The sequence below is a fragment of the Spirillospora sp. NPDC000708 genome, from assembly GCF_040299565.1.
Lineage (GTDB): Bacteria > Actinomycetota > Actinomycetes > Streptosporangiales > Streptosporangiaceae > Spirillospora.
Genome location: NZ_JBEPCJ010000011.1, coordinates 1 through 25873, shown reverse-complemented (window position 1 = coordinate 25873; position 25873 = coordinate 1). Strand labels below are relative to the sequence as shown.

Sequence of the window (25873 nt, the reverse complement as noted above, 5' to 3'; positions counted from 1 at the left end):
CCCGTCCGGCCGCCCCTTCCGCTGCTTAGCGGCCCTGGAGGCCGCGGACGTTGTCGCCGAACGTCCAGCCCTTCGAGCCGTCCCAGTTGATGGACCAGGTCATCAGGCCCTTCAGGGCGCCGCCGAACTGGTTCCATGCCTGGCCGACCAGGCTCGGCGCCATGTAGCCGCCGCCGGCGCCCGGCTGCGCGGGCAGCCCGGGCACCTGCTTGTCATACGGCACCTTCACGGTCGTCCCCTGGATGGTCAGGCCGTTGTCGAGGCACTGGGTCTGCTTGACGAAGCCCTCGACGGTGCCGGCGGAGTACGAGTCACCGGAGCAGCCGTACATGCTGCCGTTGTAGTACTGCATGTTCAGCCACCACAGCCGCCCGTTGTCCGCGTACTTCTTGATGATCGGCAGGTAGGCGCCCCAGATCGAGCCGTAGGTGACGCTGCCGCCGGTGACGTACGCGGTCTCGGGGGCCATCGTCAGCCCGAAGTTCGACGGCATCTGCCCGAGCACCCCGTCGATGATCCGGATCAGGTTGGCCTGCGACGTCGACAACTGGGTGATGCTGCCGCCGCCCGACAGCCCCGTCTCGATGTCGATGTCGATCCCGTCGAAGTTGTACTTCTTCAGGATCGGCACGATCGTCTGGACGAACCGGTCCGCGACGCTGCTGGAGCTCAGGTCGATGCCCGCGGCGGCGCCGCCGATGGACATCAGGATCGTCGCGCCCGCCGCCTTCGCCGCGCACATCTGGGCGGGGGTGGCGACCTTGACGGTCGAGTCCATGCCGTCCTCCCACAGGACGGTGCCGTCCGACCGGATCACGGGGAACGCCGCGTTGATCACGTTGTAGCCGTGCTGCCTGATCGCCGGGTCGTCGATCGGCGTCCAGCCGTACGGCGGGTGCACGCCGTTGGACGCGCCGTCCCAGTTCTCCCAGTAGCCCTGCAGGACCTTTCCGGCGGGCCGCGACTTCACCGCGCACGTCCCGTCCCCGGGCGGCGGTGACGTCGGCGGAGTGGTCGGCGGGGTGGTCGGGGGGGTGGTCGGGGGCGTCGAGGCGTCGCACGCGCCCAGGTCGCGCCAGAGCGTGGGCGTGGACGCGGGGTTCCAGTTCGCGCCCGGGTAGGCGGTGTGGGCGACGAGCGCCTCGTAACCGTCGCCCTTGTAGGTGACCTTGTCGCCGACCTTGTAGGTGGTGCCCTCCGCCCACGCCGCGTAGGTGCAGGCGATCGACGGGGCGGACCGCGCCGACGACGGCGCCGACAGCGCGACCAGCGCGCCGAGCGACAGGACGACCGCCGCGGCGGCCGAGGCCAGCGCGGCGGCGGCCGCGGACCATCGCTTGTGCTTGAACTGCATCGGGACGACTCCTCGGTAAAGCGGGACACAGAGGAGCCGGTGTCAGAGCCGAACCGTCCCGCGGACGGGACCCTCCCAAGTCGAGGCGCAAACGACCGGCACGGACGCCATGCGAAGGGTAACCCGGCCGGGCCTGCCCGGAAAGGGCCCTAAGCGCCCGTTTCGGGGCCGAGGGCCCGCTGCATCAGGATCGTGCTGATCCACCGGCCCTGCTTGTGCCCGACGTCGCTCAGCCGTCCCGCCTCGACGAACCCGAAGCGCCGGTGCAGCGCCACCGACCCGTCGCCGGCGGCGTCGGCGATCACCGCGATCATCTGCCGCATCCCCGCCTTGGCCGCCCGCTCCACGAGCTCGCCGAGCAGCGCCGTCCCGAGGCCCCTGCCGAGATGCCGCGGGTCGAGGTAGATCGTGTCCTCGACGGTGTACCGGTACGCCGGCTTCGGCCGCCACGGCCCCGCGTACGCGTATCCGGCCACCTCGCCGTCCACCTCGGCGACGAGGAACGGCAGGCCGCGCGCCTCCAGGTCGTCGAGCCGCTCCCGCCACTCCGCGACCGTCTGCGGCGTCTCCGCGAACGTGGCCAGGCTGTTCAGCACGTAATGCGCCGCGATCGCCGCCACGCCCTCCAGATCGTCCGCGCGCGCGGCCCGCACCAGCGTCATGAGCGTCCTCCTCAAGCCCGGTCCGAGAATGCCACCCGGCGCCGCTCGACGTCGATCTCCCCGACGACGACGCCGATCGGTTCGCCCACCTGGACGTCCTCGCCCGTCACGTCGCGGAGCAGGCCCTCGACGCCGTCCGCGACGCGCACGAACACCCCGAACGGAACGACCTTGGTCACGGTGCCGTCCAGGACGTCCCCGGCCCGGTGGCCGCGGGCGAACGCCCGGAACGGGTCGGGCCGCGTCGCGCGCAGCGACAGCCGGGCGTCCAGGTCCACGGAGAGGACCACGGCGGTGATCCGCCGCCCCGGCTCGATGGGCGCGCGCCGGTCGCGCCAGGACCGGTCGAGCGATCCGATCATGCCCAGGGGCCGCGCCGGGAACCCGTCCAGGACCACCGAAACGCCCTGGCGGCCGTCGTCCGCGACGACTCCGCCGCAATGGTCGCCCGGACGCAGGGCACGAAGGAAGGTTTGGGGTGAAACGTCCGGTCCGGGCATGGCGATCATGGTCTCACGGGATGGAACGGGCGTTCGGTGGAAGCATGGAAGGAGAGGACGAGGCCGCCGGGTGGGAGGAGCGACGGAGATGAAGCTGGCGAAGTTCAAGGCGCTGGTCTCGCTGGACGAGCAGGCGATCGGGACCGACCTCCCCGCCGAGGGCTGCCCGTTCACGCTGCGCGAGAAGGGCGCGGAGCACAAGCCGAACGCGTTCCACAAGGTCGTCATGACGACCGACGACGGGGAGCCGCTGCGGCCGGGCGACGTCGACCACATCGTGACGATGGAGCTGGTGACGGATACGGCCGGGCCCGACGCGTTCAAGGCCGGGTGCCGGTTCGACCTGTGGCACGGCGAGAAGGTGGGGCACGGGCTGGTGTCCCGGCGCCTGGTGTTCTGAGGTCACGCGCCGGCCCGGGGTCACGCGCTGTTCCGGGGCGCGCGCCGTTCCGGGGTCATGCGGCGGTGAAACGCCGTTCGGACTCCATGGCGGACGCGACGTCCGCCGGGTAGCTGCGCCGTGCCCGCAGCAGGATCATGCCGTTGACCAGGAGCGGGATCAGCGCGAGCAGGAACACCCGGTCCAGGCCGGTGCCGGAGTGGTCGCCGGGCGCGAACACCCCGGACAGCCAGCCGAACAGGACGGGCGCGGCCGCCTCGCCGGCCATCCGCAGGATCGTCCGGATGCTCTCGGCGCGGCCCCACAGCCCGAAGTGGACGACGTCGAGGCGGACGGCGTCCAGCGGCGGGTTCGCGCCGGCCAGCGCGGCGGCGGCGAGGAAGAACAGCGGCATCGCCGCCCAGGCCGAGGTGGTCAGCAGGCCGGGCAGGAACAGCAGCGCGGACGCGGTGTAGGCGACGCTCGGCACCACCACGCGGGCGGCGATCCGGCCCTGCCGGACGAGGCGGTCGGCGAGGCGGCCGGCGGTGAGGACGCCCGCGAGCGCGCCGAGGCCGATGACGGGGACGAGCAGGCTCAGCCCGGCGCGCCCGATCCCGTACCGGTGCTGGACGAAGACGATCGCGAAGGTGCGCAGCCCGGCGAAGAAGAAGTAGCCGATGGCGGACGCGACGATGATGAGCGCGTTGGTGCGGATGCGCAGGACGTGTCCGGCGGCCTGGAGCAGCGTCATCCGGGACGGGTCGGTGGTCAGCACGTTCTCCGGGCGCGGCCGCACGTCCGATTCCTCCACCGCCTGCTGGGCGGCCTCGCCGCCGGCGCGCGCGCTGGAGCGGGCGGGACCCTGCGCGCCGCGCCCGGGCTCGGGCAGCAGCCGCCAGACGGCCGCTGCGAGCGCGACGCCGAGGACCGCGACGAACCAGAACGACGCGCGCCAGCTCAGCGCGGCGGCGACGTTCCCGCCGACGACCAGGCCGAACCCGGCGCCGATCAGCTCGCCGGCGAGGATCCGCCCGTAGATGCCGGCCCGCTCCCGGTGCGGGAACAGGTCGCCGGTCAGGGACGCGACGGTGGGCCCGGCGGTCGCGGTGACGGCGCCGAGCGCGACCCGGGACGTCAGCAGCCAGTCGTAGGACGTGGCGAGGCCGCCGACGACCATCGCGGCGCTCCACAGCAGGATGCTGCCGGCGAGCAGCGGCACGCGCGGGACGCGGTCGGTGAGCATGCCGACCGGGACGGTGGCGACGGCGCCGACCAGGGCCGGCGCGGCGGTCAGCACGCCGACCTGCGTGTTGTCGATGTGCAGGGAGGCGCGCAGCTGCTCGACGATCGCGCCGATGACGCCGGAGTCGGCGGTGTTCAGGGCGAGGACGCAGGCGAGCAGCAGCACGACGCGGGCCTGGCGGGGGCCGCCGAGCCGCCGTGTGAGGGCGTCGACCGCCCGTCCCCACACCCGTGGGGCCCGCGCCTGGATCATGATGAGACGTCGTGCCCGATCACGGGGCAGGTATGTGACCTGGCCCGGAGGCCCCCGGTCTAGGTGCCGGGCTTGGACATCAGCGCGTGCATCTTCGCCTTGACCGGCTCGGGCATCGCCCGGGACGCCGTCGTCTGCACCTTGGTGCGCGCGGACCCGGTGACGACGTGGTCCTTGCCCGCCATGAGCGCCTCGTAGGCCTGCCGCGCCACGTCCGCCGGGTCGTCCTTGCCGGACTTGCCGAGCCTGGTGTCGAGCACCCCCGCGCGCTCGAAGAAGTTCGTGCGCGTCGGGCCCGGCAGCAGCGCGGTCACGGTGACGCCGGTGCCCTGCAGCTCGTGGCGCAGCGCCTCGGCGAAGGAGTACAGGAACGCCTTGGACGCCGCGTAGGTGGCGAGGTACGGGCCGGGGGACGTCGCGGCGATCGACGAGGTGAACAGCAGCCGCCCCGAACCCCGGCGCACCATGTCGCGCAGCACCAGCTTCGCCAGGTGGACGGCCGACCGGACGTTCAGGTCGACCAGGTTCAGCTCGTCGGCGAGGGCGTTGTCGCGGGCGAAGTCGCCGCCGACCCCGACGCCCGCGTTGATCGCGACGGCGTCCAGCGGGCGCGTCCCCACCGCCCCGTACAGTTCCTCGACCCCGTTGGGCCGCGCCAGGTCCACCCGGACGGGCACCGCGTTCCCGACGGCCTCCGCCGCCGCGGTGATCTCCGCGTTCTCCGCCGCCATGATCACGTGGAAGCCGTGCCGGGCGAACTCGTCCGCCAGCGCGCGCCCGATGCCGCTGGAGGCGCCGGTGACCAGCGCCAGCCGCGTCGAGTCGGCCATGGCCGCTCCTCCCTCGGTCGATCCCCCGGTCAGGTCCGGCCGCGGCCGGTGATCTTGTCGCGGAGCCGGTCGGCGGCCGCGACGGCCGGGCCGGCGGTCTTCAGGACGCCGGGCTTCGGCGGGGTGTGCGGGTGCGGGCGGGTCGGCGCCAGCCTCTTGGCCCGCTCGAGCCGCTCGCCGAGCCGCTCCGCCCGCTCGTCGCCGATGACCCGGCGCAGCGCCGGCCACACCATCGTCTCCTCGTAGGCGATGTGCGCGCGCCCGTCGGTGATGAGGTTCGCGAGCAGCTCCTCGAACCGCCGGTCGCCGGCCTCCAGCCGCATCAGCTCGTCGAGCGCCTCCTTCGCCGACCGCTCCTGCTCGACGGCATGGTCGGCGAGCCGGTCGCCGTCCTCCACCAGCTCGCGGACGGCGGGCCAGAAGTACTCCTCCTCGACGGCCTCGTGCTTGGACTCCTCGATGATGAGCCGCTCCACCATCGCCGCGCGCCGCCGGCGGCCCTCCTCGCCCTGGACGGACGCCTCCGACGCGTCGGCCGAGCCGGCCTCCAGCTCGGTGAGCATCCGCTTGACCTCGGCGTGGTCGTTCGCCAGCACCGTGAAGACGTCTGCCATCGGTTCCTCCTCGAACGTGCGTCGGCTGGTCCCCTGCCCCCATGACCCGCCCCAAACGCGGTGGTACGTTCCGTTTTGTGGGGCTCTCGTATGTCGTCACCGGCGGCGGGCGCGGCATCGGCCGCGCGATCGCCGAACGTCTCATCGCCGACGGCGGGCACGTCGTGGTGGTCGAGCTGGACCCGGCCGCCGTCGACTGGGCGACCGGACCGGGCGTCTCGGCGGTCGTCGGCGACGTGCGGGACGAGTCCGTCACGGCCGAGGCGGCGGACGCGGCGGAGGCGGCGGGCACCCTCAAGGGCTGGGTCAACAACGCCGCCGTGTTCCGCGACGCCGCCGTGGACGTCCCGGGGGCGCGCGAGGTCATCGACGCGGTGGCGCTGAACTTCGACCCCGCCGTGGTGGGGTCGCTGACCGCGATCCGCCGGTTCCTGGACGCGGGCACGGGCGGCGCGGTCGTGAACGTCTCGTCGCACCAGGCGGCGCGCCCGGTCCGCGGATCGCTCACCTACGCGACGGCGAAGGCGGCCGTCGAGGGCTTCAGCCGCGCCCTCGCGGTGGACTACGGGCCGCGCGGGGTCCGCGTGAACGTCGTCGCGCTGGGCTCGATCACCACCGCCCGCTACGAGGCGTTCCTCGCCGGCCAGGACCCGGCGTCCGCCGCGCGGATCGAGGCCGAGATGCGCGCCCTGCACCCGGTCGGGCGGGTCGGCCGCCCGGACGAGGTCGCCGCGGCCGTCCGGTACCTGCTGTCGGACGAGGCGAGCTTCGTCAACGGCGCCGTCGTCCCCGTGGACGGCGGCCGCGCGGTGCAGGGCCGCGACCCCGAAGAAGCCTGACGCCGCCCGTCCCGGACGGGGTGGTCCACTGCGTCGCGACCCGCCGGAGGCGCGTCAGCACGAGGCGACGGCCGCCTGGAGATCGCGGAGCGTCCGCCGCGCCAGGTCGCCGAAATCGTCGTCGTTGGCCGTGTCGCTCCAGCGCTCGAAGGCGATCTTCATGGCGAGCGCGCCCAGTTGCGCGGCCGCGCACGCGGTCAGGTCGGGAACGCCGCGCCCCCGGAGCGCGCCGGTCATCGCGCCGATGAGGGCGAGTCCCTTCAGCGCCTCGCGTTCCTGCAACTCAGGGTGGGTGTCGATCACGGCCCGCCGGCGGGCGGTGAACTCACGGCGAGCGGGCGTGAACGCTTCGCGGCCGACCGCGTCCAGGGCGTTCGCCACCGCTTCGAGCGGGGCGGCGGTGGCCGGCGCCGCAGCGATCCCCTCGGCGAGGAGCGCGGTCATCGTGTCCCTGCCGAAGAGGACTTCCCGCTTGTCCGGGAAGTGCCGGAAGAAGGTGCTCTTCGTCAGGCCGGCGCGCTGCGCGATGTCGATCACCGTCGTGTTCTCGTAGCCGCGCTCCGCGAAGAGGTCGAGGGCGGCGGCGACGAGGCGCTGCGACGCGTTGGGCTGCCAGCGGGCCATGCGGAGCAGTCTACGGCACTTGGTCCCATCACTCGTGTACGGTGATAGGACCAAGTCCCATCACTCTGCCGCAGGAGGTCCGCCATGAGCCGAGCCGTCATCTACGAGACGTTCGGAGGCCCGGAGGTACTGGAGGTGCGCGACGTCCCCGAGCCGCACGCGGGGCCGGGCGAGGTCCGCGTCCGCGTGACCGCCGTCGGGCTGAACCCGATGGACTGGCTCCTCGCCGCGCGGCCCGAGGCGGCGGAGCGGTTCGGCATCGCCCTGCCGTCCGGCTTCGGGTCCGACTTCGCGGGCGTCGTCGACGAGGTCGGCGACGGCGCCGCGGGCTTCGCCGTCGGCGACCGCGTCCACGGCGGCACGGTGGGCCGGGCCGCCGCCGACTTCCTGGTGGTCACGGTGCCGACGAGGACGCCCGAGATGCTGTCCCGCACGCCGGACGGCATCACCGACGAGGTGGCGAGCACCCTCCCGGTGGCCGGGCTGAGCGCCTCCGCGGCGCTGGCGGCGATCGGCCTGCGGTCCGGCGACACCGTCCTGATCGGCGGTGCCGCCGGCGGCGTGGGCGTGTTCGCCGTCCAGCTCGCGCGGCTCGCCGGCGCCACCGTGATCGGGACCGCCTCGGAGGGCACCGTCGGGTTCCTGCGGGAACTGGGCGCCGAGCCCGTCGCGTACGGCGACGGGCTGGCCGACCGGGTACGGGCGCTGGCCCCCGGCGGCGTGACCGCCGCGACCGACCTGTTCGGCACCGAGACGGCCGAGACCGCGCTCGCGCTCGGCGTCCCGCCCGAGCGGATCTCCACGATCGCCGCGGGGCCCAACCCGCCCGGCGGCGTGCGCCCGACCGGCGGCTTCGACGCGCGCCCGGACGCCCTGGACCGCGTCACCGGCGCCCTCCTCGCCGGGGAGATGACCGTGCCGATCGCCGCGACCTTCCCGCTCGAGAAGATCCGCGACGCCGTGGCGCTCCAGGCCGGGCGCCACGTCCACGGCAAGATCGTGGTCACGCTGTGAACTTCCGCCCGCGACTTCGGGCTTCATCAGGGAAAACACGGGGTGGCCGGGACGCCTGAGAGGGCCCTGCGGTTGCCATGAGACCCACACATGGCCACACGCAACCATGTGTCCGTGAATGCCGGTACAAATAGGCATTCGCTGGTGAACGAGAGGGGTTCTCGGGGTGAAGAGGCTTGTTGTTTCGGGGGCCGTGGCCATCGCCGGAGCGGTGGCGGCGGGACTGCTGGCGGCGGCGCCCGCCGAGGCCGCCAGTCCGGTGCAGATCTACCGCGTCTACTACGACTCGCCCGGCAAGGACACGCGGTCGAACGCGTCGCTGAACGCCGAGTGGGTGCAGCTCTACAACCGGACCACGACGGCGCGGCAGCTCAAGGGGGTCACGCTGCGCGACAAGTCCGGCCACACCTACACGTTCGGCTCGTTCAGCCTCAAGGGGCACAAGTCGGTCTACGTGCACACCGGGCGGGGGACGAACACCGCGACGAACCGGTACTGGGGCTCGAAGGCGTACATCTGGAACAACACCGGTGACGCCGCCTACCTCCGCTACCCGAGCGGCTCCCTGGCGGACTCCTGCTCGTGGGGGAGCGGCGGCTCGTCGAAGTACTGCTGACGATCGGGCGCCCCGCCTGCCAGGGGCCGGGCGGGGCGCCCGCCGGTCAGATGGTGCCGGCCGACTCCAGTGACGTGATCTCGTCGGCGGACAGGCCGAGCAGCTCGCCGTAGACCTCGGCGTTGTGCTGGCCGAGGGACGGGCCGAGCGTCCGCACCTCGCCCGGGGTGTCGGACAGCTTCGGGAACACGTTGTGCATCGGGAAGTCGCCGAAGTCCGGGTGCGCCATCCGGATGATCGCCTCCCGGGCCTTGTAGTGCGGGTCCGCCAGCATGTCCTTCGCGCGGTAGGTGAGCCCGGCCGGGATGCCGTTCTCGTGCAGCAGCTCCAGCAGCGCGTCGGAGCTCTGGCCCGCCGTCCACGCGCCGATCAGCTCGTCCAGCTCCTCGGCGTTGGTGCCGCGCGCGCCGTGCGTCGCGTACCGCTCGTCGTCCGCCAGCTCGGGACGGCCCATCAGCACGGCGAGCCGCCGCCAGATCGTGTCGCGGTTCGCGGCGATGAGGACGGGCCCGTCCAGCGTGGGGTAGACGTTGGACGGCGCGATGTTCGGCAGCACGGACCCGGTGCGCTCCCGCTGGTAGCCCGCGATCTCCCATTCCGGGACGAGCGACTCCATCAGCGCGAGCACCGCCTCGTAGAGGGCCGAGTCGACGATCTGGCCGCGGCCCGTCCGGTGCCGGGCGTGCAGGGCGACGAGGGTGCCGAGCGCGGCGAACGTGCCGGCCAGCTCGTCGCCCAGCGAGATGCCCGCCCGGGACGGCGGCTTGTCGGGGTCGCCGGTGACGTACCGGATGCCGCCCATCGCCTCGCCGATCGAGCCGAACCCCGCGCGCGGCGCGTACGGGCCGTCCTGCCCGTAGCCGGTGACCCGGGTGATGATCAGCCGCGGGTTCTCCCTCTGCAGGTCGGCGGGCGCGAGCCCCCAGCGCTCCAGCGTGCCGGGGCGGAAGTTCTCCACCAGCACGTCGGCCTGCGCGATGATCTTCCGGGCGAGGGCCTGGCCCTCCGGCGTGCGCAGGTTCAGCGTCACCGACTTCTTGTTGCGGGCGAGGATCGGCCACCACAGCGACATCCCGTGCGGCTTCTCCCGGCCCCACTCGCGCATCGGGTCCCCGGCCCCCGGCGGCTCGATCTTGACGACCTCGGCGCCGAAGTCGCCGAGCAGCTGGCCGCAGAAGGGGCCGGCGAGCAGCTGGCCCATCTCCACGACCCGGAGGTCTCCCAGCGCACCTGTCATCGTTCTTCCTCCGCCTCGTTCGCGTCGTGGGTCAGGTTGGCCGCGGCGGCGCGGATGTGGGCGCGCATCACCGATTCGGCCCAGTCGGGGTCGCCGGCGGCCATCGCGGCGACCAGCTCGCGGTGGTGGTTCATGCTGCGGGCCATCTCGCCGGCGTCGTAGCGGCGGAACGTCCCGACGATCAGGGGCGCGTGCATGACCGACGTCAGCATCGCCGGGAGCCGCCGGTTGCGGGAGGCGTCGATGACGGCGGCGTGGAACAGCGAGTTCAGCTGCGCGACGCGGGGGAGGTCGCCGGCCGCGACCGCCGCCTCCATCGCGTCGCACTGGCCGAGCAGGTCCGCCAGGACGTCCTCGCCGGGCGCCAGACGGGCCGCGCGCGCCGCCGCGTAGGGCTCCAGCAGCGACCGGAGCTCGAAGATCTCCTCCAGGTCCCGCCGCGTCCACTGGACGACCCGTGCCCCGCGGTGCGGCAGCACCTCGACGAGCCCGTCCGCGCCGAGCCGCTGCAGCGCCTCCCGGACGGGCGTGCGGGACAGCCCGAGCGTCTCGGCGAGCTCCGCCTCGCCGAGCCTGCTGCCGGCGGCCGCCTCGCCGGAGAGGATCATCCGGCGGACCGCGTCGTAGGCCGTGTCGGTCGCCCGTGCCATCGCCCCTCCTCCATGCCGATTGCATGCAATATAGTCACATCAGGGTCGAAACTCGCAAGCTGGAGGCGGAGTTGCATACAACAGTCCTCGAAGTGGGCCCCCGCGACGGGCTGCAGAACGAAGCCCGCGTGCTCGCCCCGGACGACCGGATCGCCTTCATCGCCCGCTGCGTGGACGCGGGCGCCCGCCGCATCGAGGCCGTCTCGTTCGTCAACCCCAAGCGCGTCCCGCAGATGGCGGGCGCCGAGGAGGTCATGGCGGGCGTCCCGCGCCGCGACGGCGTCTCCTACAGCGGCCTCGTGCTCAACCGGCGCGGCCTCGACCGGGCCCTCGACGCGGGCGTGGACGAGGTGAACGTCGTGCTCGTCGCGTCCGACACGTTCTCCGTGCGCAACCAGGGCAGCACCATGGCCGAGATGCTGGACGCCTGGGACGGCATCGCCGCCGCCGCGCACGACGCGGGCGTCCCCGCGGGCGTCACCATCGCGGTCGCGTTCGGCTGCCCCTTCGAGGGCGAGACGCCCCCGGAGCGCGTCGCCGAGATCGCCCGCCGCGCGCACGCCGCCGGCGCCTTCGAGATCGCGATCGCCGACACGATCGGCGTCGGCGTCCCCGCGCAGGTCCGCGACCTGACCGCCCGCGTCCGCGCGGCCGCGCCCGGCACGCCGCTGCGCTTCCACTTCCACAACACCCGCAACACCGGCTACGCCAACGCGCTCACGGCCGTCGACCTCGGCGTCACCACCCTCGACGCCAGCACCGGCGGCTTCGGGGGCTGCCCGTTCGCGCCCGCCGCCACCGGCAACATCGCCACCGAGGACCTGCTCTACGCCCTCCACCGCTCCGGTGTCGAGACCGGCATCGACATGGACGCCGTCGCCGAGACCGGCACCTGGCTCGCGGACCTGCTCGGCACGCCCGCCCCCGCCCTCCTCGGCCGCGCCGGCGGCTACCCCTGACGCACCCCCGCGACCGCCCGCGCGGGCCTGCGATGTCCGGATATGCCAGAACCTGGTCATGGTGGTCATGGCGACCGCCCGTGACAATGGAGGCATGTCCGCTCCGCACCGTGTCGTCATCGCCGTGTTCCCCGACGTCGACCTCCTCGACGTCACCGGGCCCGCGGAGGTGTTCGCGGTCGCGAACCGGGAGATGTCCGGCGGCACGCCCTACGAGGTGCTGCTCGCCGGGCCGGACGGCGGCCAGGTGCGCACCAGCGCCGGCGTCCGGCTCGCCACCGACCTGACGTTCGACCAGGTCGGCGACCAGGTCGGCACGCTCGTGGTGCCCGGCGCCGTGGACCGCGCCGGCGCGCCGGTGATCGATCCCGACCTGGTCGACTGGATCGCCGGCACCGCCCGGCACGCCCGCCGCGTCGCGTCCGTCTGCGTCGGCGCGCACCTGCTCGCGGCGGCGGGCCTGCTCGCGGGCCGGACGGCGACGACGCACTGGGCCACCGCTGACCGGCTCGCCGCCGACCACCCCGACGTCGTCGTGGACCCCGACCCGATCTACGTCCGGTCGGGGAACGTCTGGACGGGCGCCGGGATCAGCGCGTGCATGGACCTCGCGCTCGCCCTCGTCGCCGAGGACCACGGCGAACGCCTCGCGCTGAAGGTCGCCCGGCAGCTCGTCATGTACCTCAAGCGGCAGGGCGGGCAGAGCCAGTTCAGCGTCCCGCTGTGGCAGGCGCCCGCCGAGCGCCGCGACATCGACGAGCTGCGCGCGTGGATCACCGCCAACCCGGCCGCGGACCTGTCGGCGGCGGCGCTCGCCGACCGGATGTGCCTCAGTGAGCGGCACTTCACCCGCGTCTTCCGCAGGGAGACCGGCGCCACCCCGGCGGCCTACGTCGAGGCCACGCGGGTGGAGGCGGCGCGGCGGCTGCTGGAGGGCACCGACGAGCCGCTCGACCGGGTCGCCGCCGCGTGCGGCCTCGGCTCGGTGGAGACGCTGCACCGGGCGTTCCGGCGGCGGCTCGGCACGACCCCGGCGGCCTACCGGAGGCGGTTCCGCACCGCCGCCTGACCTGCCTGTTCCCCCTTACCCGTTCACCACGTCCCGGCCGGTGAGGCCGGTGCTCGGCCCTGCCCGATTTCCGCATTCCCTTTTATCCGCATCCCCGCATCCCGCATTCCAGGAGGACGAGATGACCGTTTCGACGACCCTGCGCGACGTGATCGGCCTGGACGGCGCGCTGCCCGCGCTGCCCGCCGCCACCCTGATCATGATCGACTTCCAGAACACCTACCGGACCGGCGTCATGGCGCTGCCCGGCGCCGACCGCGCGCTGGACGCCGCGTCCCGGCTGCTCGCCCGCGCCCGTGCCGCCGGGACGCCGGTGGTGCACGTCGTCAACGACGGCGGCGAGGGAACCCCCTACGACGTCCGCGCAGAGATCGGGCAGGTCGCCGAGCCCGTCGCACCCCGGGACGGCGAGCCGGTCGTGGTGAAGCGGTTCCCGAACTCCTTCCACGACACCGGCCTGCTCGACGTGCTGCGCCGCCTCGACGCGGGACCCGACCTGGTGCTGGCGGGGTTCATGACCCACATGTGCGTCCAGTTCACCGCCGAGGGCGCCTTCAACCTCGGCTACCGTCCCACCGTCGTGGCGGAGGCGTGCGCGACGCGTCCGCTGGCGGGCCCGGACGGCGCGCCGATCGCGGCGGACGCCCTGCACGCCGCCGCGCTCACCACGATCGGCGACCTGTTCGGCCTGGTCGCCGCCCGCGAGGCCGACCTGCCCGGCTGACCGGTCGCGCCGGACGGCGCCGCTCCCTGCCCCGTCGAGCGGCCCCGCCTTGCCGGGGCGGGCCGGCGGGGCGGGGCGGTCGTCCGGGCGGAGCGGTCGCCCGGACGAGGGGGCGCGGAGGCCGGTGCGGCCGTCAGGCGCGGGAGGGACGGGCGATCGTGAAGCGGTCGATCTCGGTGCCGTTCTCGGCCAGCGCCCGGACGGACAGCGTCGAGGTCCGGCCGCGCGGCGCCGGCGTCACGTCCACCCGGATGAACGAGTAGCCGGTGAACCGCACACGCGACCAGTGCACCGTCTCCGGCACCTTGTTGCCGCCCTTGTCCCACACGTAGGTGGCCACGGAGTCGAGCGGCTTCTCGTTGCCCTCGTAGGAGTCCGGCACCGGGAAGCTGTACAGGCTCCTGCCCGCGCCGCCCGCCGTCACGTACACCACGCCGTCGCTCTCCGGACGGGCCGTGCCGCCGATCGGCACCTGCCGGCCGACCGCGTTGCCCTTGATGGCGTCCGTGCGCTCGTAGACGTGGTTGTGCCCGTTCACGACCAGGTCGACCTGGTACTTCTCGAACAGCGGCACCCACGCGTCGCGCGCGCCGCCCTCCGAGGCGTGCTGGTTGGTGGTGGAGAACGCGCAGTGGTGGAAGAACACCACGATGAAGTCGATGCCGCGCCGGGCCCGCAGCGACTTGAGCTGCGCCTCCAGCCACACCGTCTGCTTCCCCTTGGACAGGCCCTGGTTGGCGGGGATCTCGTAGGAGACGTCGTTGGCGTCCAGCGAGACGACCGCGGTGTTGCCGTAGACGAACGTGTACACGCCCGGCAGGTTCTTCGGGTCTGGACCGTTCCCGGGGAGCTGGAAGCGGGCCTCCTCGCCGCCGTACCCGTTGGGCGAGAACCAGGCCTCCATGTCGTGGTTGCCGTACCCGACCATCCACGGCACCTGCTTGGCGACCGTCTCTGTCTGGGCGAGGAACTGGTCCCACACCCGGACGTCGAAGGTGTCGCTCGTCTGGCCCGATCCGGACGGGTCGGCGTAGCAGATGTCGCCCGCGTGCAGGTGGAACGCCGGGTTCTGGCCGAGGATCAGGCTGTCGTTGGCGAGCGCGTGGTAGCTGACGCCCTGGTCGCCGAACGCGGTGAAGGTGAACTTCGACGACCGCGCCGGGGCCGTGGTGAACGTCCCGATCGTCCCGGCCAGGTGCGAGCTGGCCGGGTCGAAGCCGTCGTGCCCCACGCCGTAGTAGTAGGTCGTGCCGGGGTGCAGCCGGTCGAGCTGGACGTGCAGGTAGTACTGGGTGAAGTCGGGGCTCGACCCGACGCCGGCCGGCGTGTGCAGGCTGCGGACCTCCGCCGCGATGCGCTGCGAGAGGTTCCACGGGTGCGTGCCGATGCGCAGGAACGGCTTCTTCACCGGGACGGGGACCTGCCACGACACGGTCATCTGCGTCCGCGGGTCGGCGCCGAACGCGAGGTGCCGGCCGATCGGCGCGACGAGCGAGCCGTCGACGTGCTCGGGGGAGGGGGCGAGGAGGGGAGGCGCGGCCGGGGCCGACGCGCTCGCGGTGCCGGTGAGCAGGCCGCCGGCGGCGAGGGAGCCGGCGGCGACCGCGCCGCCGCGCAGCAGGCCCCGGCGGGAGAACTTGGACTGCAGGTACTCGTGCTGCTCCGCCATGCTCATGCGCTCGGCGAGCCGCTGGGGGATGCCCATTCGAGGAGTGTTCACGTTCGTGAGGGTGGCGAACGATTCGTGCGCCCGGGCGTCCACGACATGAACGCCGGGCGTACGGTCTCCGGCGAAAGGATCACCGTTGGGCGAGGCCCCGCAGGTCGCGGCGCCCGCACGGCCCTGAGCGGCCGCTACGAGGCGATGGCGTAGAGCCAGAAGAGGATCTGGAGCGTCAGGATGGCGGCGCCGAGGATGGTGATCCCGTCCGGCATGCGGTGGGCGGGGCGGGGGTCAGCTCGCTTCGGGTACCAGCGAGAGGCCCGCCTTGCGGGCTTGTTCGACGCTGTCATGGAGGGCCTCCTCGATCCGCCGTGCCCGCTCGGTCAGGTCGTCGATCTCGGCGATGGCCAGGTCGTCGCGGACCGTGCGGGCGAGCAGGTCGCGGTAGGCGTCGTTGCCTTCGGCCAGGTTCTGGAGGGCGCGCAGTTCGAGCAGCGCCTGGTCGGCGGCCCGTGCGCGCGCGGCGTAGCGTTCGAGCGCCTCGACGCGCTTGATGACGGACTCGGTCGCCAGGTTCAGGGCCTTGCGCTGGGGGCGCAGCGCCTCGACGACGCGCGGCGTGGTGAGCCCCATCGTCTTCTGCTCCTGCTCGGCGTGCAGGTGGCTCAGCTCGGCGAGCGTCCGGGCGACGTCCCAGAGCTGCCGGGGAAGGGTCACCGTGTTCCGCACCTCGTCCAGGAGGCCCTGCCGGTTGACCTCGGACCGGATCACGGTGTCGACGGCCGCCTGCGCGCGGCCGAGAAGGGCGGGCGCGGGGCCGTTGAGATCCTCGGGGCGGACGTAGCGGTCCTTGTGGCGGCGGATCAGTTTCGGCAGTTCGGGTTCGCCGGAGAGGACGAGGACGGCGATGAAGGCGATGATCTGGAGCGGCAGGCCGAGAAGGATGTTGACGGCCATCCCGTAGAAGCCGGCCACGGCGATCGGGGCGATGACCACGGCTTCGGCGACGATGCCGGCGATCTTCGCGCGCTTCCCGTACTGCCAGCAGGCGAGGACGGGCAGGTAGACCCAGATCGGCGCCTGGAACGCGGCCAGCGCGACCGTGCCGGCGCCCCGCCCGCCGAGACGCGGGCGGGGCGGCGGCACGGACGGATGCGGCAGCAGGCGCGCGTTGGCCGCGAGCACCGCGCGGGCCTTCTCGGGAATGTCGGGATCGAGCACCACTCGTGGCGTCACGTGGAAAATCCTCCACGAGCCGCTCGGCCGTCCACAAGGGGTTATCCGAATGTGGATAACTTTCCGGTGTCAGCCGGGAAGCGCGAGGTGGCGCGGATTGGACACGGCGAGCTTGTCGACGATCGAGGCGCGGATCGCGGCGACCACCTCCTCCCGGCGGTCGTCGAGCGTGCCTTCGCGGATGGCGGCCGCCAGGTCGGCGTCGGACGCGCAGCCGAGTTTCGCCAGGCGGGCGGCGTGCGCGGCCCCGTGGGCCTCGCCCAGCAGCAGCTCGCGGCGCGCGATGCGCAGGGCGGACGCGGCGACGCGGGCGTGGAAGCGCAGCCGCTCGTCGGGCTGCTCGGCCTCCAGCAGGAAGGCGCCGACGGCGTCGATCAGCGCGGACGCGCCGGGCCGGTCGTGCGGCGCCGAACCCGCTGCCGTCCCCGCTGCCGTCCCCGCTGCCGCCGCGAGCGGGTCCTCGACGGTGACGGGCGACGTCAGGCCGAGCGCGAGCAGCATGTCGTGCTCCTGCTCGCAGACCTTCCGGCCCAGCACGGCGTACTCGATGGACGTGTCGGAGCCGCTGAGGAAGCGTTCGGCCTGGTGGCGGCAGAGGATCGTCCAGCGGAGCGTGCCGTAGACCTCCCACCAGCGCAGTTCCTCCGGGGCGGGCGGGGTGCCGCCCGCGTCGGCGTACCCGGCGAGGAGGTCCTCGCGGGAGCCGAACCCGCCGGCGGGGTGCGGGGAGCCGAACCGCCACGCCTTCACGCAGAGCCAGCCGAGGTCCTCGGCGGGGTCGCCGACGTGGGCGAGCTCCCAGTCCAGGACGCCGGTGACGCCGTCCGGAGCGATCATCAGGTTGCCGTTGCGGAAGTCGCCGTGCACGACCGCGCGGCGGCCGGACGCGGCGGGCCGGTTCTCGCGCAGCCAGCGCAGCGCCAGCTCGACGGCGGGGCGCGGCTCGTCGAACGCCTCGTAGTAGGCGATGATCGCGGCGAGCGGGTCGTCGTCCGGCAGGCCGGGGACGGGCTCCATCGTGTGCAGGCGTGCGAGGACGCCGCCGAGGTCGCGGGCCAGCCGGGGCCGGACGGCGGCGAACGCCTCGTCGCGCAGCAGCCGGCGCGGGATCGTCTCGCCGGACAGCCGCTCCATGATCAGGAACGGGGTGCCGGCGAGGTCGTCGCCGTGGTCGACCAGCGACGGGACGGGGACGCCGGCGCGGGCGGCGGACGCCAGCAGCGCGGCCTCGCGCGCCATCGCGTCCGGGTCGGGCGACGACGGGGGGTCGCGGCGCAGGATCAGGGCGCGCCCGCCCGCGTCGAACGACCAGGTCTCGCGGCTCGCGCCGCCGGACAGCCGGTGCAGGCCGGTGACGTCCGCGCCGAGCCGGGCGGCGAGCGCGGACTCCAGCGCGGTCACGCGCGGGCCGCGCGCTGGGCGGCGGCGAGGTCGCGCAGCGGGTCGCTGCCGCGGGTGTCGGCGTACTCCTCGATGCGCGCGATGCGCCCGGAGCCGTCCACGGTGACGAACAGGCACGCGGCCATCTCCAGGGGCGTCCCGTCGGGGAGCGTCCCGCGCAGGACGTGCCGCTGGACGTACCCGCCGGGCAGCGCGTCGCGGCGGATCTCCTCGTAGCGGAAGTCGCGGAGGTTGCGCGACAGCCAGCGCAGCGTGCGGAGGTTGTCGTCCACGCTCTGCTCGGAGCCGCCGCCGGCGCCGGGCCCGTTGTGCCAGATCAGCGCGCCGGGCGCGTAGAGGGAGCGGAGCGTGTCGACGTCGCCGCCGGTGATGGCGGCGATGAAGCGGTCGGCGAGTTCCTCGTGCACGCGGGTCTCCTTCGGGGGAGTTCTCAGGGGGTGGAACGCAGGCCGAGGGCCCGGACGTTGAGGGCGTCGAGGGTGTCCAGGAGCCGCTCGGTGTCGGACGTGTCGTCGCCCTGGACGAGCCATAGGTACAGCGAGTGGTCGACCATCGCGGCGAGCGCGCGCGCCGTCATCTCCGGGTCGAGGTCGGGGTCGACGAGCCCGGCGCGCTGCCAGCGCTCGATCGCCCGCGCGGACCGCCTGACGGACTCGGCGCGGTGCTTGCGCCGCATCTCCTGGAACTCCTCGTTGAACGTGGAGACCTGCTCGATGATCGCCATCATCTTCGCGTTGCGCCGGTACGCCTCGTAGTAGGCGCGGTTGGCGCGGCGGACGCGCGCCGCGGGCTCGGTGGAGTCGGTGCCGGGCGCGGAGTCGGCGCCGGGGGTGAAGGAGTGCCGCGTCATGTCCTCGAAGAGCCGGTCGGCGACCTCCAGGAAGACGGCCTCCTTGGACGGGAAGTACGTGTAGAAGGAGCCGTAGGCCACCTTGGCGTGCCGGGCGATGTGCGCGACCCGGGTGTCGAGGAAGCCGCGCTCCTCGAAGACCTCGCGGGCCGCCGCGATGAGGCGCTCCCTGGTGCGGGCGCCGCGCTCGGTCAGCGGCGCCTGCGGGCTCTCGCCGGCACCCGTGTCCGCCATCCGTGGTTCCTTTCGCCGAGGGCCGCCGCCCCGCCCGGGGGCTTGACAAGCCGATGTTCGCAGGAACAGTATCCGAGCATCGAGCAACTTGATATGACTGTCAAGTCAACTTCGGGGAGGCGTCGTGCCGGAGCGTCCATGCTGATCAGCGACATCGTCGAGTACGCGGCCCGCAAGCACCCGGACCGCACCGCCCTCCGGTTCGAGGACCGGGCGATCGGGTACGCGGAGCTGCGCGACCGGGTCCGCCGGGCCGCCAACGCGCTCCGGACCCTCGCCGAGCCCGGCGACCGCATCGCCGTGCTGTCGGGCAACCGGCCCGAGTACGTCGACCTGTACTACGCCGTCCCCGCCGCCGGGATGGCGCTGACGTTCCTCAACCACCGGCTCCACCCGTCCGAGATCACCGCGCTCGTCGAGCACGCGCAGGCCTCCGTGCTGATCGTCAGCGGCGAGTACCTCGACGCGATGACCGAGCACCGGCACGAGATGCCCGGCGTGAAGGTCGTCGTCGGGCTGGACGGCGGCGGCGACCGTGGCTACGCCGACCTCGTCGCCGGGGCGGACGCGACCGAGCCGCCCCGCCCCGACGAGGACTCCATCGCCTGGCTCGTCTACACCAGCGGGACGACCGGCGCACCCAAGGGCGTCATGCTCAGCCACCGCAACCTGATCACGGGCGTGATCAGCTCGGCGTCGCAGTGGGAGATCCCCGACGAGAGCGTCTTCCTGTTCTGCTTCCCGCTCTGCCACGTCGGCGGGTACGCGGTCCTCGTCAACCACCTGCGCTCGGCCACCGTCGGGATCGTCCGCTCCTACGACAACGAGACGTTCCTGCGGCTCGTCGCCGACTGGAAGGTCACCCAGACCGGCCTCGCCCCGACCATGATCGCGTTCCTGCTGGGCCACCCCGGCATCGAGGACCACGACCTCGGCACGCTGGAGGCGATCGGGTACGGCGCGTCCGCGATCCCCGCCGAGGTGCTGCGGCGCGGCATGGACGTCCTCGGCTGCGACTTCTACCAGGGCTTCGGCATGAGCGAGCTCGGCGGCAACATCCTGTACTTCGGGACCGCCGAGCACCGCCGCGCCGCCGCCGGCGAGACCCACCTGCTCGCCGCCGCCGGACGCGTCATGGACCTCGCCGACATCCGGATCGTCGACCCGGAGTTCACCGACGTCCCGCCCGGCGAGCCCGGCGAGATGGTCGTCCGCTGCGACCAGGTGATGCGCGGCTACTGGCGCGAGCCCGAGCTGACCGCCGAGGCGTTCCGGGACGGCTGGTTCCGCACCGGCGACGTTGTCCGGCGCGACGCCGAGGGCATGGTCTACATCGTGGACCGGATCAAGGACATGATCATCACGGGCGGCGAGAACGTCGCCTCCCGCGAGGTCGAGCAGGTCCTGTACCGGCACCCCGACGTCGCCGACGCGGCCGTCTTCGGCGTCCCCGACCCGCGCTGGGGCGAGGCCGTCTGCGCCGCCGTCGTGCTGCGGCCCGGCGCGTCCGCCGCCCCCGGCGACGTCATCGCCTTCGCCCGCGAGCACCTCGGCGGCTACAAGGTCCCCCGCCGCGTCGAGGTGGTCGACGAGCTCCCGCGCAACGTCGCGGGGAAGGTCCTCAAGCGCGACCTGCGCGCCCGCTACGCCGCTCCCCTCTGAAGGAGGCACCCCGAATGCCCGCGAACAAAGAGTTCGAACTCGGTGGGATCAACCACCTCGCGCTCGTCTCGTCCGACATGCAGCGCACGATCGACTTCTACTCCGGCGTCCTCGGGATGCCGCTGATCAAGACCCTCGACCTGCCCGCCGGGATGGGGCAGCACTTCTTCTTCGACTGCGGCGGCGGCGACTGCGTCGCGTTCTTCTGGTTCCCGGACGCGCCGGACGGCGTCCCCGGCATCTCCGCGCCGAAGACCCGCCCCGAGCAGGGCGAGCTGCTCAGCGCCGTCGGGTCGATGAACCACGTCGCGTTCCACGTCCCGGTCGAGAAGTTCGAGGAGTACCGGACGCGGCTGCAGGAGAAGGGCGTCGAGGTCAGCCCGATCCTCAACCACGACGACAGCGAATGGGGCGTCGCGCCCACGTTCGACGAGGGCGTGTTCGTCCGCTCGTTCTACTTCCAGGACCCCGACGGGATCCTCCTGGAGTTCGCCTGCTGGACCCGCGCCTTCGACGAGTCCGACGTCTCGCACGCGCCGAAGACCGCCGCCGACCGCACCGCCCCCAAGGAGAAGAGCAATGCCGCGTCTGCGTGAGATCCCCCGCGCCGAGGTCACCGACGAACGCATCCTGTTCTTCTACGACCACCTGTTCGCCCCCGACCGCGACCCGGCCGTCGACCACGGCACCGCGACCGGCTCGCCCGGCGACTGGTGGACGGTGTTCGCGCAGGACCCCGACGTGTTCCGGCACGCCGTCCGCGGCTTCGCCCTCTACCGCAACGCCTCCCTCGACCCCGTCCTGCGCGAGCTCGGCCAGTGCCGGGCCGGGTGGGCGCGCGGCAGCCAGTTCGTGTTCTCGCAGCACTGCAAGCAGATGCGGGCGCTCGGCATGTCCGAGGACAAGATCGAGTCGATCCCGCACTGGCAGACCGCCGACTGCTACTCGGAGCTGGAGCGGGCCGTCCTCGCCTACACCGACGGGCTCGTCCTCGACGGCGGCCGCGTCCCGGACCGGGTGTTCGAGATCCTGCAGAAGCACCTGTCCGACAAGGAGATCCTGCAGCTGACCTACATCACCTGCATGTACGAGATGCACGCGACGATGTCCCGCGCGCTGCGGCTGGAGTTCGACGACCGTCCCGAACCGATCGTCGAGGTCGCCGCGCCCGAGGGCTACGGCGACCGCGACATCTCCGCCGACCTCACCGGGGGCAGCTGATGCTGTTCCCCGTCCCGGACCGGGTGCGGGGCGTCCGCGACGCCGTCCACGCGTTCATGACCGAGCGCGTGGAGCCCGCCGAGCCCGCCCTCAACGCCGGCGACCGCGACACCCTCCTCCGCCTCCGCGACGAGGCGAAGAAGGAGGGCCTGTGGGCGCTCGGCCACCCGAAGGAGCTGGGCGGCGGCGGCCTGCCGTTCCTCGACTACGTGTACGTCAACGAGGTGCAGGGGCGCAGCGAATGGGGGCAGCTCGCCCTCGGCACGTTCACGCTCCAGGACTCGCTGATGCTGCACAAGTACGCGAGCCCCCGCTGGCGCGACCGCTACCTCGCCCCGATGGTCGCGGGCGAGGTGTCGCCGAGCTTCGCGATGACCGAGCCCGACCACGCGGGCTCCGACCCGACGCAGCTCCAGACCAAGGCCGTCCTGGACGGCGACGAGTGGATCATCACCGGCCGCAAGTGGTTCACCACGGGCGCCGCGCAGGCCGCCTACACCACCGTCATGTGCCGCACCGAGCCCGAGGGGACGGCGCCGCACCGCGCGTTCAGCATGATCATCGTGCCGACGGACACGCCGGGGTACCGGATCGTGCGGGAGACGCCCGTCCTCGGCCTCAACGGCGGGCACTACGAGGTCGCCTACGAGGACGTCCGCGTCCCGGCCGACCACCTGCTCGGCCCGCGCGGGCATGGGTTCGTCATAGCCCAGGACCGGCTCGGCCCCGGCCGGATCTTCCACTGCATGCGCTGGCTCGGCCAGGCGCAGCGCGCGTTCGAGCTGATGTGCGCGCGGCTCGGCACCCGCGTCGCGTTCGGCGAGCCGCTGTCGGCGAAGCAGCTGATGCAGCAGCACGTGTTCGACTCCTACACCGAGATCCAGGCGTCCCGGCTGCTCACGCTCCAGGCCGCCGAGCGGATCGACGCCGGCGAACAGGCGCGCATCGAGATCGGCGCGATCAAGGTCGTCGGGGCGCGGATGCTGCACAACGTCATCGACCGGGCCGTCCAGGTGCACGGCGCCGCCGGCCTCACCGACGACCTGCCGCTGTCGCGCATGTACCGGCACGCCCGCGAGGCCCGCCTGTACGACGGCCCCGACGAGGTTCACATCCAGAGCACAGCCCGCCGCGTACTCAAGAGCTTGAGCGAAGCGAACCGGGGGGCGCGGGGGGTCGGTCCCCCCTCGCGACGAACAGGCGATGGCGTGAGGATCACTCGCCGGGCGCTCCTCGCGGGCGCCGGCGCGGCAGCCGTCCTCGGCACCACAGGGACGGCGGCCGCCGCCGGCCGTCCGCGAAAGGGGAAGAAGATGAAGATCACCAAGCTGGCGAGCGGGCTGCTGTTCCCGGAGGGCCCGACGGTTCTGCCGGACGGCGACGTGCTGGTCGTCGAGATCCACCGCGGCACCCTCACCCGCGTGAAGCCGGACGGCACCACCTCGATCGCCGCGACGACCGGCGGCGGCCCGAACGGCTCGGCGCTCGGCCCGGACGGCCGCGTCTACATCGCCAACTCCGGCGGCCTCCGCCGCTTCGAGGTCGGCGGGTTCGTCTTCGCGGGCGGCATCCCCGACGACTACACCAGCGGCAGCATCCAGGCCGTCGACCTGTCCGACGGGTCCGTCGAGACGCTCTACACCGAGGCGGCCGGCGTCCCGCTGCGCGGCCCGAACGACCTGGTGATCGACGCCCACGGCGGCATCTACTTCACCGACTACGGCAAGAGCGACGGCGTCACCGGCGACAAGGGCCGCCTCTACTACGCCAAGGCGGACGGCTCGTCCATCAAGCAGATCGCCGGCGGCATGGAGGGCCCGAACGGCATCGGCCTGTCGCCGGACGGCACCCGCCTGTACGTCAGCGAGACCTACACGGCCCGCGTCTGGTGGTGGGAGGTCACCGGCCCCGGCGAGATCAAGGGCGGCCGCTCCCTCGGCGGCTCCGGCGGCGGCAACTTCCTCTACACCGCCCCGGACTACGTCAACTTCGACTCGCTCGGCGTCGACGGGCACGGCAACGTCTGCGTCGCGTCGATGGTCCACGCGGGCATCTCGATCGTCAGCCCGAAGGGCGACCTCGTCCGGTTCGTCGACATCGACGTGGACGGCGACCCGGGCATCACCAACATCACCTGGGGCGGCCCCGACATGCGCACCGCGTACGTCACGGCCTCCAGCACCGGCCACCTCCTCAAGATCGAGAACTGGCCCTACCCCGGCCTCCGCCTCAACCACCCCGCCTGATCGAGGAGCGGGTCCGTCAGGGGGGCTTGACGTCAGGGTGGGTTGACGTCAGGGTGGGTGCATGATCACTCCTGACGGGATCGAGAAAGAGTTCACGCTGCTGACGGCGGCCGGGCGGCATGACGAGCTGTGGGTGCGCGACACGATGGGCGACGTGCCGCTCCTGCGCGAGGAGGCGCTGGAGCGGCTCGCGCTCGGCGAGGTCATCGCCCGCAAGGCGGTGTACGGGCGGCAGCTCGCGGTGCGGTCGGCGCGCGAGGCGGGCGCGTCGTGGTCGCAGATCGGCGCCGCGCTCGGCATCAGCAAGCAGGCCGCCTGGGAGGCGCACGCCCGGTGGATCGACGACCAGGAGGAGCGGCACCGCGACTGCGACTACAAGGGGATGGACGAGGCGCAGGTCGCGCGGGCCCGCGAGCTGGCCGGACGGGTCGAGGAGGGCTGAGCCCCGCCGCCCCGCGCGGCGATCATGATCGCGGGCGGGCGGGCGTCCTAGGATGCGGCGTGAATCTGCCGACGGGGGGACGCGGATGGGGATGGACGAGGTCGTCCGGCAGCTGCGGATGACGATTCACGACGCGCAGGTCGCCTTCGACTGCATCGGGCTCGGCGAGATCGAGCGGGCCGGGAACTGCATGATCACCGCGCGGGCCGCGCTGGAGGCGGCGGAGACCGTGCTGCGGCACGATCTGGCCCGGTTCCCGCTGGACGAGCTGGCCGGCGAGGGCGCGAAGGTGATGGCCGCGATGGGCGACTAGCGACTCTTGCCGGATGGCCGGAGTTTCCGGAGTGCGGTACTGGGAATTCTTGCCACTAGCGAGGGAACGGAGGCGCATGGTATGGAGGTCGTCCTCGAGATGACCCTGCCGAGGAACGCCGAGAGCGCTCCATTGGTCAGGCATACGCTCGACGCCTCTCTGCGCGGTCTCGGCGTCCCGCCGGAGGTGCGCGCCGATATCGCGCTGGCGCTCGGCGAGGCGTGCGCGAACGTCATCCAGCACGCCACCGCGGGCAAGGACTACGAGGTCAGGGCCCGGATGGACGGCACGAAGTGCGTCGTGGAGGTGATCGACGGCGGGGCCGTCGTGAGCACCGCCGCGAGCACCGCGGACACCGGTGACACCGGATGGCGGGACGGTGCCACGCGCGCCGTCTGGGACGCGCCGCCGGCGCCGCCGGCGCCGCCGAGCGCCGAGCACGGCCGCGGGCTGCAGTTGATGCGGGCGTGCACGGAGGAGGTCCGCATTCTCGACCGCGTCCAGCGCAACGGGGCCATCGTGCATTTCGAGAAATCGTTCGCGGGCTGACGCGGAATTTCCGCGCCATTCGCACGGCCGGGTCGCTTCGGCCGGTGCAGCGCGTCTGGTAGGCAAATACGGTGGACTTCAATGTGCACCGGCGCCGTTACGGCGACCAGACGATCGTGGCCGTGTCGGGCGATGTCGACGTCGGCAGCAGTCCGGGGCTGCGGGTGTTCCTGCTCGGGCTCGTCGAGGACGGCGCGCGGCGGCTGGTGATCGATCTCGACGGGGCGACGTTCCTGGACTCGACCGGCCTCGGCGTCTTCATCGGGGTGTCGCGCCGGCTGGGCGCGCTGAACGGGGAGTTGGTGTTCGCGGGCGGCCCGCCGGGGGTGCGGGAGGTCTTCGACGTCACTCACCTGGCGAGGGTGTTCGACATGTACGGGACCGTGGAGCAGGCGGTCGCGGGGGGGGGCCGGGGGGGGGGGGGCCGCCGGCGGGGGCCGGGGGGGGGGGGGGGCCCGGGGCGGGGCCGGGGGGGCCGGCCGGAGGG

29 protein-coding genes are annotated in these 25873 nt (G+C 73.1%); 15 read left to right on the top strand and 14 right to left on the bottom strand.

Translation table 11 applies throughout. The features are described from left to right. Positions 1–25: 25 nt before the first annotated feature. The 3 genes from ABT299_RS10640 to ABT299_RS10630 form a co-directional block, all read right to left on the bottom strand. A complete protein-coding gene (locus ABT299_RS10640; protein ID WP_500250492.1) occupies positions 26–1354 on the bottom strand; it encodes a carbohydrate-binding protein in 1329 nt (442 codons plus the stop codon). A gap of 149 nt (positions 1355–1503) precedes the next feature. Next, positions 1504–2016, bottom strand: coding sequence for a GNAT family N-acetyltransferase (locus ABT299_RS10635; protein WP_387024357.1), 513 nt, complete (start codon positions 2014–2016; stop codon positions 1504–1506). An 11-nt stretch (positions 2017–2027) separates the two neighbouring features. Continuing rightward, complete coding sequence (locus ABT299_RS10630) at positions 2028–2516, bottom strand: S1 RNA-binding domain-containing protein (protein WP_387024355.1); 489 nt, start codon at positions 2514–2516, stop codon at positions 2028–2030. A gap of 88 nt (positions 2517–2604) precedes the next feature. Here ABT299_RS10630 and ABT299_RS10625 point away from each other — a divergent pair, with 88 nt between their 5' ends. After that, on the top strand, positions 2605–2916 hold the full coding sequence (locus tag ABT299_RS10625; protein ID WP_387024353.1) for a hypothetical protein: 312 nt from the start codon (positions 2605–2607) through the stop codon (positions 2914–2916). A 55-nt stretch (positions 2917–2971) separates the two neighbouring features. Here the strand turns inward: ABT299_RS10625 and ABT299_RS10620 are convergent, their stop codons facing one another. Genes ABT299_RS10620 through ABT299_RS10610 form a run of 3 tightly spaced genes read right to left on the bottom strand, consistent with a single transcriptional unit; the run spans position 2972 to position 5837 of the window. After that, positions 2972–4393, bottom strand: a complete 1422-nt coding sequence (locus tag ABT299_RS10620; protein ID WP_500250491.1) for an MFS transporter — start codon at positions 4391–4393, stop codon at positions 2972–2974. Positions 4394–4452: 59 nt separating this feature from the next. After that, the gene (locus ABT299_RS10615; protein WP_190850467.1) at positions 4453–5223 is read right to left on the bottom strand and encodes an SDR family NAD(P)-dependent oxidoreductase; all 771 of its coding nucleotides are present in this window, start codon (positions 5221–5223) and stop codon (positions 4453–4455) included. 29 nt (positions 5224–5252) lie between these two features. Then, on the bottom strand, positions 5253–5837 hold the full coding sequence (locus ABT299_RS10610; RefSeq protein ID WP_190850464.1) for a hemerythrin domain-containing protein: 585 nt from the start codon (positions 5835–5837) through the stop codon (positions 5253–5255). A 77-nt stretch (positions 5838–5914) separates the two neighbouring features. Here ABT299_RS10610 and ABT299_RS10605 point away from each other — a divergent pair, with 77 nt between their 5' ends. After that, the gene (locus ABT299_RS10605) at positions 5915–6676 is read left to right on the top strand and encodes an SDR family NAD(P)-dependent oxidoreductase (RefSeq protein ID WP_500250490.1); all 762 of its coding nucleotides are present in this window, start codon (positions 5915–5917) and stop codon (positions 6674–6676) included. 54 nt (positions 6677–6730) lie between these two features. Here ABT299_RS10605 and ABT299_RS10600 read toward each other — a convergent pair whose 3' ends face one another. Next, on the bottom strand, positions 6731–7300 hold the full coding sequence (locus ABT299_RS10600; protein ID WP_500250489.1) for a TetR/AcrR family transcriptional regulator: 570 nt from the start codon (positions 7298–7300) through the stop codon (positions 6731–6733). An 84-nt stretch (positions 7301–7384) separates the two neighbouring features. Between ABT299_RS10600 and ABT299_RS10595 the strand changes: the two genes are divergently transcribed. Beyond that, entirely contained in the window at positions 7385–8314 is a 930-nt protein-coding gene (locus ABT299_RS10595) for an NADP-dependent oxidoreductase (protein WP_500250488.1), read from the top strand. A gap of 193 nt (positions 8315–8507) precedes the next feature. Continuing rightward, positions 8508–8930, top strand: a complete 423-nt coding sequence (locus ABT299_RS10590; protein WP_500250487.1) for a lamin tail domain-containing protein — start codon at positions 8508–8510, stop codon at positions 8928–8930. Positions 8931–8976: 46 nt separating this feature from the next. On the opposite strand, the gene ABT299_RS10585 is transcribed toward ABT299_RS10590, so the two are convergent. Both ABT299_RS10585 and ABT299_RS10580 read right to left on the bottom strand, forming a co-directional pair. Next, a complete protein-coding gene (locus ABT299_RS10585; protein WP_500250486.1) occupies positions 8977–10167 on the bottom strand; it encodes a CaiB/BaiF CoA transferase family protein in 1191 nt (396 codons plus the stop codon). Continuing rightward, on the bottom strand, positions 10164–10817 hold the full coding sequence (locus ABT299_RS10580) for a GntR family transcriptional regulator (RefSeq protein WP_190850450.1): 654 nt from the start codon (positions 10815–10817) through the stop codon (positions 10164–10166). The genes ABT299_RS10585 and ABT299_RS10580 overlap by 4 nt, the downstream gene beginning before the upstream one ends. A 23-nt stretch (positions 10818–10840) precedes the next feature. On the opposite strand from ABT299_RS10580, the gene ABT299_RS10575 reads away from it, so the two are divergent. The 3 genes from ABT299_RS10575 to ABT299_RS10565 all read left to right on the top strand — a co-directional run bounded on the left by ABT299_RS10575 (position 10841) and on the right by ABT299_RS10565 (position 13569). Continuing rightward, positions 10841–11776: a hydroxymethylglutaryl-CoA lyase gene (locus ABT299_RS10575; RefSeq protein WP_500250485.1), complete on the top strand. Its 936-nt coding sequence runs from the start codon at positions 10841–10843 to the stop codon at positions 11774–11776. Between the two features lie 94 nt (positions 11777–11870). Further along, a complete protein-coding gene (locus ABT299_RS10570; RefSeq protein ID WP_500250484.1) occupies positions 11871–12845 on the top strand; it encodes a GlxA family transcriptional regulator in 975 nt (324 codons plus the stop codon). A 121-nt stretch (positions 12846–12966) separates the two neighbouring features. Then, the gene (locus tag ABT299_RS10565; RefSeq protein ID WP_387024334.1) at positions 12967–13569 is read left to right on the top strand and encodes a cysteine hydrolase family protein; all 603 of its coding nucleotides are present in this window, start codon (positions 12967–12969) and stop codon (positions 13567–13569) included. A 133-nt stretch (positions 13570–13702) separates the two neighbouring features. Here ABT299_RS10565 and ABT299_RS10560 read toward each other — a convergent pair whose 3' ends face one another. From ABT299_RS10560 to ABT299_RS10540, 5 genes are all read right to left on the bottom strand, one after another. Continuing rightward, entirely contained in the window at positions 13703–15289 is a 1587-nt protein-coding gene (locus tag ABT299_RS10560) for a purple acid phosphatase family protein (RefSeq protein WP_387024332.1), read from the bottom strand. Between the two features lie 234 nt (positions 15290–15523). Beyond that, on the bottom strand, positions 15524–16468 hold the full coding sequence (locus tag ABT299_RS10555) for a hypothetical protein (RefSeq protein ID WP_190850441.1): 945 nt from the start codon (positions 16466–16468) through the stop codon (positions 15524–15526). A 69-nt stretch (positions 16469–16537) separates the two neighbouring features. Continuing rightward, positions 16538–17869: a phosphotransferase family protein gene (locus tag ABT299_RS10550; RefSeq protein WP_500250483.1), complete on the bottom strand. Its 1332-nt coding sequence runs from the start codon at positions 17867–17869 to the stop codon at positions 16538–16540. Next, positions 17866–18276, bottom strand: coding sequence for a nuclear transport factor 2 family protein (locus ABT299_RS10545; protein ID WP_190850436.1), 411 nt, complete (start codon positions 18274–18276; stop codon positions 17866–17868). Before ABT299_RS10545 ends, ABT299_RS10550 begins: the two co-directional genes overlap by 4 nt. Before the next feature lie 23 nt (positions 18277–18299). Further along, positions 18300–18953 (bottom strand): TetR/AcrR family transcriptional regulator, encoded by a 654-nt coding sequence (locus tag ABT299_RS10540; RefSeq protein ID WP_500250482.1) that lies wholly within the window; start codon positions 18951–18953, stop codon positions 18300–18302. Positions 18954–19091: 138 nt separating this feature from the next. Here ABT299_RS10540 and ABT299_RS10535 point away from each other — a divergent pair, with 138 nt between their 5' ends. The 8 genes from ABT299_RS10535 to ABT299_RS10500 all read left to right on the top strand — a co-directional run. Further along, positions 19092–20615: a class I adenylate-forming enzyme family protein gene (locus ABT299_RS10535; RefSeq protein ID WP_500250481.1), complete on the top strand. Its 1524-nt coding sequence runs from the start codon at positions 19092–19094 to the stop codon at positions 20613–20615. 14 nt (positions 20616–20629) lie between these two features. Next, positions 20630–21211, top strand: a complete 582-nt coding sequence (locus ABT299_RS10530; RefSeq protein ID WP_500250480.1) for a VOC family protein — start codon at positions 20630–20632, stop codon at positions 21209–21211. Continuing rightward, entirely contained in the window at positions 21195–21836 is a 642-nt protein-coding gene (locus ABT299_RS10525) for a carboxymuconolactone decarboxylase family protein (protein ID WP_190850428.1), read from the top strand. Before ABT299_RS10530 ends, ABT299_RS10525 begins: the two co-directional genes overlap by 17 nt. Next, complete coding sequence (locus tag ABT299_RS10520; protein ID WP_500250479.1) at positions 21836–24082, top strand: acyl-CoA dehydrogenase family protein; 2247 nt, start codon at positions 21836–21838, stop codon at positions 24080–24082. The genes ABT299_RS10525 and ABT299_RS10520 overlap by 1 nt, the downstream gene beginning before the upstream one ends. A gap of 61 nt (positions 24083–24143) precedes the next feature. Further along, positions 24144–24524 (top strand): hypothetical protein, encoded by a 381-nt coding sequence (locus ABT299_RS10515; protein WP_190850404.1) that lies wholly within the window; start codon positions 24144–24146, stop codon positions 24522–24524. Between the two features lie 85 nt (positions 24525–24609). Then, a complete protein-coding gene (locus tag ABT299_RS10510) occupies positions 24610–24837 on the top strand; it encodes a hypothetical protein (RefSeq protein WP_190850402.1) in 228 nt (75 codons plus the stop codon). 81 nt (positions 24838–24918) lie between these two features. After that, the gene (locus tag ABT299_RS10505) at positions 24919–25386 is read left to right on the top strand and encodes an ATP-binding protein (RefSeq protein WP_500250478.1); all 468 of its coding nucleotides are present in this window, start codon (positions 24919–24921) and stop codon (positions 25384–25386) included. 71 nt (positions 25387–25457) lie between these two features. Then, positions 25458–25873, top strand: a 416-nt coding sequence (locus tag ABT299_RS10500) for an STAS domain-containing protein (protein ID WP_500250477.1), incomplete at its 3' end; no start/stop codon positions are given.